The organism is Enterococcus sp. BWT-B8, from assembly GCF_020567625.1.
In the GTDB taxonomy this organism is placed as follows: domain Bacteria; phylum Bacillota; class Bacilli; order Lactobacillales; family Enterococcaceae; genus Enterococcus_L.
The window spans coordinates 1-10548 of the sequence record NZ_JAJDJV010000002.1 but is presented as its reverse complement, the minus strand read 5'-3'; the positions used below and the strand labels follow the sequence as shown (position 1 = coordinate 10548).

The 10548-nt window shown below is 32.9% G+C and carries 12 protein-coding genes and 1 pseudogene; 8 read left to right on the top strand and 5 right to left on the bottom strand.

From position 1 onward, the window contains the following. Window positions 1–6 precede the first annotated feature (6 nt). Both LI951_RS15070 and LI951_RS03490 read left to right on the top strand, forming a co-directional pair. Window positions 7–135: a hypothetical protein gene (locus LI951_RS15070; RefSeq protein WP_267491696.1), complete on the top strand. Its 129-nt coding sequence runs from the start codon at window positions 7–9 to the stop codon at window positions 133–135. 286 nt (window positions 136–421) lie between these two features. Beyond that, the gene (locus tag LI951_RS03490) at window positions 422–2797 is read left to right on the top strand and encodes a tetratricopeptide repeat protein (RefSeq protein ID WP_229441291.1); all 2376 of its coding nucleotides are present in this window, start codon (window positions 422–424) and stop codon (window positions 2795–2797) included. Here LI951_RS03490 and LI951_RS03485 read toward each other — a convergent pair. The 3 genes from LI951_RS03485 to LI951_RS03475 form a co-directional block, all read right to left on the bottom strand. Continuing rightward, entirely contained in the window at window positions 2794–3831 is a 1038-nt protein-coding gene (locus tag LI951_RS03485; protein ID WP_267491695.1) for a KamA family radical SAM protein, read from the bottom strand. The two genes, LI951_RS03490 and LI951_RS03485, sit on opposite strands and share 4 nt — an antisense overlap. Window positions 3832–3842: 11 nt before the next feature. Beyond that, window positions 3843–4772, bottom strand: a complete 930-nt coding sequence (locus LI951_RS03480) for a tyrosine-type recombinase/integrase (protein WP_229441289.1) — start codon at window positions 4770–4772, stop codon at window positions 3843–3845. 134 nt (window positions 4773–4906) lie between these two features. Continuing rightward, on the bottom strand, window positions 4907–5854 hold the full coding sequence (locus tag LI951_RS03475; protein WP_229441288.1) for an N-acetylmuramoyl-L-alanine amidase: 948 nt from the start codon (window positions 5852–5854) through the stop codon (window positions 4907–4909). 145 nt (window positions 5855–5999) lie between these two features. Here LI951_RS03475 and LI951_RS03470 point away from each other — a divergent pair, with 145 nt between their 5' ends. The 3 genes from LI951_RS03470 (at window position 6000) to rpsI (ending at window position 7809) form a co-directional block, all read left to right on the top strand. Then, window positions 6000–6581 (top strand): GNAT family N-acetyltransferase, encoded by a 582-nt coding sequence (locus LI951_RS03470; protein WP_202065276.1) that lies wholly within the window; start codon window positions 6000–6002, stop codon window positions 6579–6581. 393 nt (window positions 6582–6974) lie between these two features. Next, on the top strand, window positions 6975–7403 hold the full coding sequence (gene rplM / locus LI951_RS03465) for a 50S ribosomal protein L13 (protein ID WP_236671774.1): 429 nt from the start codon (window positions 6975–6977) through the stop codon (window positions 7401–7403). Between the two features lie 13 nt (window positions 7404–7416). Next, on the top strand, window positions 7417–7809 hold the full coding sequence (gene rpsI, locus LI951_RS03460; RefSeq protein ID WP_202065265.1) for a 30S ribosomal protein S9: 393 nt from the start codon (window positions 7417–7419) through the stop codon (window positions 7807–7809). Here rpsI and LI951_RS03455 read toward each other — a convergent pair. Further along, window positions 7798–8167, bottom strand: a pseudogene (locus tag LI951_RS03455) (tyrosine-type recombinase/integrase); the annotation flags it as partial. The gene rpsI and the pseudogene LI951_RS03455 overlap by 12 nt on opposite strands. On the opposite strand from LI951_RS03455, the gene LI951_RS03450 reads away from it, so the two are divergent. Further along, a complete protein-coding gene (locus tag LI951_RS03450; protein WP_229441287.1) occupies window positions 8160–8510 on the top strand; it encodes a hypothetical protein in 351 nt (116 codons plus the stop codon). The pseudogene LI951_RS03455 and the gene LI951_RS03450 overlap by 8 nt on opposite strands. 495 nt (window positions 8511–9005) lie before the next feature. Then, window positions 9006–9137 carry a hypothetical protein gene (locus LI951_RS15065; RefSeq protein WP_267491459.1) on the top strand — a complete coding sequence of 44 codons (132 nt, stop codon included), beginning with the start codon at window positions 9006–9008 and terminating at the stop codon, window positions 9135–9137. A 59-nt stretch (window positions 9138–9196) separates the two neighbouring features. Here LI951_RS15065 and LI951_RS03445 read toward each other — a convergent pair whose 3' ends face one another. Beyond that, the gene (locus LI951_RS03445) at window positions 9197–9301 is read right to left on the bottom strand and encodes a type I toxin-antitoxin system Fst family toxin (protein WP_420705910.1); all 105 of its coding nucleotides are present in this window, start codon (window positions 9299–9301) and stop codon (window positions 9197–9199) included. 977 nt (window positions 9302–10278) lie between these two features. Between LI951_RS03445 and LI951_RS03440 the strand changes: the two genes are divergently transcribed. Beyond that, entirely contained in the window at window positions 10279–10428 is a 150-nt protein-coding gene (locus LI951_RS03440; protein ID WP_229441285.1) for a listeriolysin S family TOMM bacteriocin, read from the top strand. Window positions 10429–10548 lie beyond the last annotated feature (120 nt).

Genomic DNA, 10548 nt, shown 5'->3' with positions numbered 1-10548 from the left:
AAAAAAATGAAATTGAAAAAATATTTTATAAGGATGGCAGCAGCAGCTTTATTTTTAACAGGGTATTCAGGAATAACCGATAAGGCAACGAAAGCAACAGATGCGAATGATATGACACAGATGGAGAATGAGTGAGAAAGCGAAGTAATCCTGGGAGTTAGGAGGGGATAAAGTGAATAAAGTATCTATCCCAAGTTAAAGCGAAAATCTAACTTTTTGGCTAGGAGTTACTACAGAATAACCAGCTGTTTTTATCGAAGATTTATTCTAAAAGAAATAGAATTTGGTTTTGTTGTAGATATGAATTTTTAAAAGGAAATTATTTTCTTTTTATATGTTAAAAATTACTGTTTTTAAACTGCCGATTCTCAGGTATAATAATATACAAATAACTATAAATTATTTGGAGGTTAATAAAATAATGGATAAGTTTATTTATGACAAAAAAGGATTTTACGATGAAGTGAAATCCTTAGTTTATAATCCAGATTTAAAAGAAAAATATTTATTATTGACTGGAACGGATCAAATGGGGAAAACATATACTCTCGAACACTTAAAAAATAATCTTCTAAAAAATAATTTTACTATTTATTTGTCTTTGGATAATAATGATATATCCAATCATTTACTATTAAGAAATTCGATTATTAGAGGTATTGAAGAAGCAACAAAAAATCAGAAAATCAAAAAAAGAGTAGAAATTATTCCTATACTAACTGAATTTATAAAAGGATTGAATATTAGTTTAGAAATCCCTGGCGCTCCAGTTGGAGTTGAGTACTCTCCTGAAAAGCTACTCAATCAGTTAGAGGAATCTTTTAAAAGTTATAAAAAAGAAATCCAAGATCTTCCTGGACCGGAAAAAATGTATCTCGAAAAATTAACGGTTATAATAGAAAAAATCTCTAAAATAAGTGATGAAATGATATATATACTTATTGATGATTGCCAATTCATGGATGATGAGATACGAAGTTTTCTAAGCTTGTTACTTGCGAAAAATATTCAACTGGCGTTATTTATTACCTATGATCATAGTACTGGGGATAGAAAAAATATTGATTGGGTTTTGAAAAAACTGATCCAAAAAGGAAATGCCATTAACCTTAAACCATTCTCTAAAGAAATAATTTCTCAATATATTCAAAAGAAATTGCCGGATAAAGACATCCCAATAGATGATACGACAGAACAAGTTTATCAACTAACATCAGGAGTTCCTGGCTATGTTTCCTTATTGACTAATGATATTGATGCGATTTATGATCTCGATAAAGATAGTACTTTTAAGTTTGTGATGATGAATCAATTTGAAAGTTTTTCTTCAACTGAACAGAGGCTTATTGAAATGATACATCTCAGTAATGATAAACTTCCATTTCCTCTTTTCAGTAATATTGAAGAATTTAATGATTACTCTTTTGAAGAGGCACTTGAAGCTTTGGTTAAAAAAAACATTATTAAAGAAACAGAAAGATTTTATAAATTAAATTTCCCTGCAATGGTTCCGTACATTTCAAAAGTAAAAGAAAGAAGACTGAACAAGCAGTTATATGAAGCTTATCTTTTAAGTAAGAACGAGTTGAACAATGAAATGATTTTTTTGAAGGCTTGTACAGATTTAACTAAAAAGTTAAACTTGGATGAAGAGTATGTCAAATTTTCTCTTAAATTTGCTGCTTTATCGAGAGAAAACTATGATTATTTTGGTGCAATTAAGATAGTCGACAATTGTTTAGTTTATGATAAAACAGATAAAATAAAAAAATTACACTTGAAATTAGAATTGATTGAAAATCTATATCTAGCATCTGAAATGGATAGAATCAAATTCCTATATGAAACCATGAGCGAAGAAGAAATGGGAGTACTGAGTAATAATAACTACAAACATCATTTAATCACGATAGCAAAAGCTTATTATTATCTAAATGAATCTCAAAGATCAATTGAACTATTATCGCCCATTACATTCGAAAACGAGGTAGACAAACTAGAAAAGGCTAAAATTCTTTGTTCATCCTATGATTTAGAGGGATGCTACTTAGAATCAAGAGAAATATATTTTAATTTTTTAAATGATCCCAATTTTGATGAAGAAGCAAAAAAAATGTTGTGTGTTTCCATTCAAATGATTGAAAATGATTTTGATAGATGTGTAGAAATATTAGAAAGTAGCATTAATTATTTTCTAAATCATCCTAAAAAGAGTTTTAGAGTATCTAGATATTTGGCTACTGCGTATAATAATATTGGAATAGAATATCTAATGAATGGAGATTTCATTAATAGTAAGCCAGTTTTTGAAAAATCTATTAAAATTTTTGAACAAAACCACCTATTAGAGATACATTTCCCTTTGAATAATTTAGGACTATGGTATCTGCTAAAGGGAGATGAGGAAGGGGCATTGACTACCTTTGAAAAAGCATTAAGTTTTGCTATCTCACCATTGCAATATTGTTACATTTATCAAAATATGTCTATTGCTTCAAATTTGGCTAATGATGTAGTAAATACTGAAAAATATATTAAAATGGCGATAAAATATGCTAAAAGTTGTCCTGACCCTATTGTTCAAAATTATTTGAAATTTAATATAGCTTTTCTTAGCTATCCGCAAGAAAAAATAGTAGATAAGATGGCTTATCTTTCAAAAGACCAATTAGATTGTTTAAATAGAAAAAGAGCAAAATATAATAATGAGCCATTTCTGGAAAGAAACAACTCAAATAGACGGTCTTTATTTGCTTCCCAAACCTTTGAACCATGTGAATTAATGTTTTACAATTAGTCATACGGTATGATACGATTTTTAAAATCTTTCAAAAATAAACTATCGGAATTACTCGGTTGTGGTAAGACTCCATAATGGCAGACAGGAACCTTCACACCTGTACTTTCAGGTATTAGAATGTATCTGGGAATCCACCAACCGCCAATTTCTCCTATTAGTTTATCCAATAATTGTTTTCCTAGTAGAGGATGTGTTCGGAAATGTTGAACACCTTTAACTTTAAAACAGTGAAATAAGTAATAAGGAATAACTCTATTACTAGCGCAACAAGTTAATAGGGATCTTAATGTAGTGATATCGTCATTTATTCCTTTTAAAAGTACAGATTGATTCAGAATAGGAATCCCAGTTTTTTGTATTTTTCTTATTGATGAGATACATTCATTTGTAAATTCCTCTGGGTGGTTAAACTGCGTAGATATAACAAGCTTTTTGTATTTTTCAAGAGTAATGCATAACTTATCAGTTATTCTTGATGGATGCATTGTGAATGCGCGTGTTCCTAGTCGGATTATTTTTATATGATCAATTTCAGATAAGCTATTTATCATATACTCTAAGTTTGTATCAGTAATAGTTAATGCATCTCCTCCAGTCAACAAGACTTCTTCAATTTGAGGGGATCTACGAATGTCTTTTACAGTAAAATCGAAATCTGTTTTTGAAAATGGAATATTCTTTTTCCAATTTTCCTTCCTACTACAAAATCGACAATGAGCAAAACACGTGGATGATGTATATATAATACATCTATTTGGGTATTTTTGATAAGTATTTTTACTCACTTCTATTTCATCAGAAAAAAATGCTCCAACCCCATCTTTATCAACTAATTCTAGAGAGTCAGGTAAAAATTGTTTTGCTATACCTGAACTACTTTTTTGCTCAATAATTTTTGATAAATAGCTAGATATTTTCACTGGGAATATCTCATTTATCTCTTCTATTTTTTCAAGTGTATCGTTACTATTGTCTGAATATTTTTTTATTAAATCATGTTCTTTGTTAGTCAACATACTAAAAACCTCCAAATAATTTATAGTTATTTGGAGGTTTTTATGTTCATTGAATTTCGGTAATTGTAGGTATCCAGCACATGTCGTTTTCGTTTTAGCGATACTTCTGTATAAATCTGAGTGGTTACGATGCTGGAGTGCCCCAGCAGCTCCTGTACTTCTCTTATGTTGGCACCATTGTTTAATAGTTCGGTTGCAAAAGTGTGTCGCAGATAATGAGGTGTTGCGGTACTTTCGATATTTGCCAGCCTTAAGTATTTTGAAAAAATATCTTCAATGCCATAGATAGAAAGCTGCTTTCCATATTTATTGACGAAAAGACTGTTGTCTTTAGGATGGAACCTGTCTCTGATTTTTAAATAGGCTGCGATGGCTTCTGCTGCTTCGTTGCTGGAAAGGTAGATTAACCGCTCTTTTCGATTTTTTCCATGGATTAAAAGTGAGTGATCAGATTGATCGTAATCATTTAGCTGGATATTGCTGGCTTCGCTGATGCGAATACCTGTTGAAATCAGCAGTTCTAAGAGTGCAGTATCCCGTATGCAGTTCCCTTTTTGATAAGAGCTGACTGTCGGGTTATGTATTCGCTCATACATTGTTGATAAAAGATGATTGATTTCTGTAATTTTTAGAGTTTTTGGCATCTTTTTTGGAATAGGATAACTTAAACGTGCTCCTTCAAACTGCTGGTTTTTCACAACTACTTGATTATTTAATAAATATCTATAGAACATGCGGTAAGTGATTAATTTCCTTTTTAAGGAGGTTGCTTTTAGTTTTTTCTCATGATTGAGCTCATTGATAAAGGGGAGGATACCGTCCGTCAATTTGATATTTTGCAGGGTACAGTAGTCATTTAAAAGATAAAGATCTGATTTATATGCTTTGATTGTTCGTGAAGACAGATTGTGATATGTTCCTTTGTATGTTAAAAATTTTGAAATCCATTGTTCCATAAAAAAACCTCCATAACTTTTTATTGATAAGTATAATCAAAAGTCATGGAGAAATACTGTATATGAAATGTGTCTTACCTTTATTTTTCAAATTAAAGGGGAAGGGTAGCATAATTTTAATTGTTTTGTCTAGGTTATGCCGCTTGGATATACTCTGTTAGAGCTTCCAATAAAGCCTCAGCTACCTGCTGTTGATAGCTTTCTGTCATAAAGGTCCACTGATCGTAGTCATTGTTCATGTAACCCAGCTCTAAAAGCAGTGATGGACGGGTATTTTCACGTAGAACCTGATAATTTCCGACTTCAACGCCGCGATTTTCCAGTGGAAGTGTAGAAGCTAAGGCGTCATTTACTATTTCTGCCAGTTCTTTATAGGTATTGTAATAGTAGTAGGTTGTAGTTCCAGAAGCATCATTCATATATTCCGTTGAATCATAGTGAAGACTGATAAAAAAATCAGCCTGATTATCAATACTGTCCGCACAAATATCATCCAGTGATTCGGTAATATCTGAATCTCTAGTCAAAATGACCGTAAATCCGGCTGTCTCAAGTGTTTCCTGAATCGCCTGAGCGGTAGAAAGGGTAACGTCTTTTTCATAATAATACTCATCGTTACTAAGCGCACCAGTATCCTCACCACCGTGGCCGGGATTCAGAACAACAACGGCATCTTCCAGAGAAGTAGGTGTGACTGGTACATCTATTGAACATTTTTCGCTGTATAAGCTGGAAACATAGCCTTCATATTCATTGTTGACAATCACGTGATACCAGCCGTTTTCAGTATCCAAGTATTCCATATACTCGCCTCGAGTAACTAGAGCAATTTCTTCACTGCTGCTGTCGGGCTGGCTGTATAATGGACTATCCTCAGGTCCCATCTGCACAGCGGTGATCATCGTTTGATTAGCAGAAGTTTTGGCAGCGGCCAGTTGAGTTTGTGTTACCTCAAAAGCTGTTTCCTGACTGGCAGCGCTGCCTTTTATTATCGGGGACTGTAATCTCAGATAGTAGAAAGCAGAACTGACACTCAATAAAACTACTAGTAAGAATAAGATATTTAGGTATTTTTTCTTCATCGATGGAACCTCTTCATTCTGTGGGATAAATTAAAGATACTTGGTTAAGCTTAAAGATGACTTAAAATAATGGAGAACAACGCTTGAGGTTTAGCACTCATTTCGCTAAAGTAGACATAAAACAAATGAAAGTTGGGAAGATGAAATGGAAGCGACATTAGAGTATAAATTGATTTTAGCTGAAAATCAGCAGTTGGAAAGTAAACGGTTATTGTTGCGCCCGCTTTCCATGAGCGATGCGGGAGATATGCATGAATATGCGTCAGACGAAGAAAATACCAAGTATGTTTTTCCTACCCATAGAGATTTTACAGAAACAAAAGTAGTCATTGCAAATTATTTTATTGCTGATCCATTAGGCAAGTATGCGATTGAGTTGAAGAAAAATAGAAAAATGATCGGCTCAATTGATCTGCGGGTAGATATGCTGAACAAGAATGCGGAAATTGGTTATACATTAAATAAAAAGTTCTGGGGACAGGGACTGGTGCCGGAAGCTTGTATTCTTTTAATGGCATTTGGTTTTGAAAAACTGCAGCTTCAACGAATCTTTGCTAAATATGATGAAACAAATCACAACTCAGGGCGAGTGTTGGATAAAATCGGGATGAAAAAAGAAGGACGATTACCAAAATCCAGAATTGATAAAGATAAAATAGTGACGGATATTATTAAAGGATTAACAATTGAAGACTGGGAAAAGAACAAAGAATCAGGGAAATATTGATAGTAATAAATTGAAAATAGCTGTTTAAATGACAAAAAATATTTGTGGTTTTCAGCTCAGGAAGCCTGCTGACATTAAGAAAAGGACTGTTATAATAATAAAAGAAAAGTAAGCAATGTCGGAATAATCGGAGATGTAAAAATTCTGTTGATAGATGGATCATTAGTTTCTTTTTAGAAAAGTCAGAATAGATAGGAAAACTTGTAAAACAGTGAAAATTGGGCAAAAAATCATTGAAAAAAGGTGAGAAAACTGCATAAATTCATTGACATTGCAGGGAATAGAAGGTATTATGTTAAATGGTATTGTTTGCCCCACAAGAGCCCCGGAAACTCAAGTGTATGTCAAACATCGAAACGAAAATTGGAGGAAAGAAACGTGCGTACAACATATATGGCCAAAGCTGGCGAAGTAGAACGTAAATGGTATGTAGTAGACGCAACTGATGTTCCTATGGGACGCCTTTCAACAGTTGTAGCATCTATACTACGTGGAAAAAATAAACCAACATTCACACCACATGTGGATACTGGAGATTTTGTAATTGTCATCAATGCTGACAAAATTAAATTAACTGGTAATAAAGCTTCTGATAAAATTTACTATCGTCACAGCCAATACCCAGGCGGTTTGAAATCTGTTACTGCTGGAGAACTGCGTGAGAAAAATTCTCGTCGCTTGATCGAAAATTCAGTAAAAGGCATGCTTCCTAAAAACACTTTAGGCCGCAAGCAACTTACTAAGTTACACGTATACGGCGAAGCTGAGCATCCACATGCTGCACAACAACCAGAAGTATTAGATATTACAAACCTAATTTAAGGAGGGAAATTCATTGGCACAAGTTCAATATATCGGCACTGGCCGTCGTAAAAATGCAGTTGCCCGCGTACGTTTAGTACCAGGAACTGGTAAAATTACTGTAAACAAAAAAGATGTTGAAGAATATATTCCACACGCTGACTTGCGTGAAGTAATCAATCAGCCATTCGGCGTTACTGAAACAAAAGGCGCTTACGATGTAATCGTAAACGTAAACGGTGGAGGATACGCTGGACAATCAGGTGCGATCCGTCACGGAATCGCTCGTGCATTGTTGGAGGTAGATCCTGACTTCCGTTCAGCTCTGAAACGCGCTGGGTTACTTACTCGTGACGCACGTATGGTTGAACGTAAGAAACCAGGTCTTAAGAAAGCTCGTAAAGCTTCACAATTCTCAAAACGTTAATATTCGCTTTATATCAACGATTTGGACGTTTCGCAACTTAGTTTGTGAAGCGTCTTTTTTCATTGTTGACACCATTTAGGGCAGTATCCTTTTGAATTAACTTACGATAGGCTATTTCCCCAACAGGCATTTTAATGACATTCGGTGTGTTCACATAAGTTTTTGTGATTGTAGTATCGCTATGGGTTAGGGCTTTTGAAATCAGTTCTAAAGAAGTGCCGGACTGTCTAGCTAAGGTTGCCCCAGTATGTCTTAATTTATGAGGTGTAGCATGAGCTAACTGTTGATGTCTACGCTTAACGGAATTGATACGATAATTGAGATAATCAATGTGAACAGGAACGTTGACATTGTCTTTTCTAAAAGAAATTTTAATTGAGTCTTTTGGAGAGCTACAATGTTTTGTAGATAAAAATTTTGAAGAATGTAAATTAGTAAGTTACCATTCTGGACTTTTTAAACTTCGGGATCTTATATCAGAAAGTGAAAATCTTCCTAGTATAGCTCTTAAAGGTCTAGATATTTTTGGGAGAGGATTAATAAGGATAGATAATAATTCTTTAGAGACAAACTCCTTTTCAAATGATATCGAAAAGCTTCTTAAAGAGGCTCGTATAAGAGAAGAAGTAAGGGGTCATGGACTTACTAAAAAAAAGCGCATAAAAAATATATCAATGAAGAATTTACAGAGAAAATTGTAAGTATTTATGGGACTTTATCGGATTCAATACCTGGTAAAGATGAAACTATTGCTAATCTATCTCAATATATTGAAAGTAGTTTAGCTTTTTCTGGTAATCAGGATGCAAAAATATTTAATGAGGTTATTGAAGTTGCTGACAAAGTAATCCAATCATTATTATCAATAGTCATTTTTATGAATTATAACAATCTAGATAATAGAATGAATACTTACAAATTAAATTTGATTATAGACTCACTAGGAGAACCCTTCAAGAGTTATAAATTCAAATATTTAAGTGATGTTATCTTAAATATTTGAAAATTTTCATAGCTCCATCTCTCTCACTATATTTTTTACCATCTTTTTAACTTTCTGGTTGTATATTTTTAATCCATCAAATAGAGAAGAACGTAAAGGCGAGTACCGGCAAAGAACATTCTCTATCTTGTATAGGTTAGTAATAAAGTTGAATACTATCAAGAAAAAATTATCCATTTTTTGAGGTTTTATCATGTTGCTGTTTATGGATACTGACTATTTTAATATGGACAATTTGATTTTTGGTATTATTTTTGATATGATGGTTGTGCGAAGCGATATTAATTTTTACAATGGAACACAAAAACCACTCTACTGCGAATAGAGTGGTTTTCTTTTACAATCGTTGCGACTTCGAATGTGTGGGTTAGAAGCAACTTGCTTTTAGTCTTTGTCTTTCTCATCTAACCAGTGAGAAATTAGTTGAATAACTAAACCTACAAAAATAGGCGCAATGACTAGCGATATTAATTTTTCCAATGGAATCACCCCCTTGGGGGCAAGTTGCCAAAATGAGTATAGCATATTATGTATTAGAAAGTGAATTTAAATTTTATGGGTGAGGAATGGTTATAGAAATAGTCGTGTTCTGATTCACGTGTATTCTTGGGTACGAGAGCTTTAAAATGTGTTGAAGTTCATTAAAACCCTACCTGTTGAAATATTGTTTAACTCATTGATATTAAAGGATTTTTCAACTGTTTCAAAATATCTGACATGCAACCAGGTCTTAAGAAAGCCCGTAAAACTTCTCAGTTCTCAAAACGTTAAAAATACCTATATATCAGTATTTTCAAGAGGTGCCAAGAAATTGGTGTCTCTTGTTTTTTTTGAAAATAGAGAACACTTTACAGAATTGTACTTCTTTAAAAGTGGAAGGAACGTTAAAATTAATTGGTTCCCTCCATAGTTTAGTGCTATTTTATTTAGCTTCTCGTGCTTCGTTTAGTCGTCTTTCGAATGTTTCATGAGTAGAAAGATTGACAACATTTGATGTGTTTCCATTGTAAAGCGTATGTTTCACTTTTGCGATCTCCTAAGTTAATTGTAAGAAGTAACAGTAAAATGTATTAAGTTCATATGATCAAAGTTTGAAAATAGTTGATCTCCTTAGTGAAGAATTGACGAGGTATCCAACTTCTGGATTTTCTGGACGTGAATTTAATAATGAACGAATCACTATTTTTCAGTCTATGTGCTCCAAATTAATTGAATTGTATCAAAAACTAGATCAAGATGATTATTATGATTGGTTTGAAAAATAAATTTTAAAGAATTATATATATTATTTATTATTGTATATTAAGGATTAAAAGAATGTATAATAACCTATTTTGTTTTTTTTAAATGAACAAAAATTGGATATAAACAACTAATCGATAGGAAAATATTGGTTCTTGTTAATTAGTTATGATAAACTTATTTTAGTGTTGACATAACACAATTTTGAGTAAAGAGGTATTTATATGAATATCAAGTCTCAATCCATGAATGGTTATAGTAACACAGGTGTTGGTGCTGAAGCCATCAACTATGCTGCTGGATGTTGTTCATGCTCATGTTCAACATGTACATGTACGTGTTCCGCTTCAACTGCTACTGAAACAAAAGAATAGGGTTAGAAATGAAAGGGGATTCATTCCCCTTTTTTAATAGGTGGTGTATACAAATGGATTCCATTTTAACGATAAACAAATTGAAAATAGAAAAGAGCAACAAAGTAATATTGGATATAG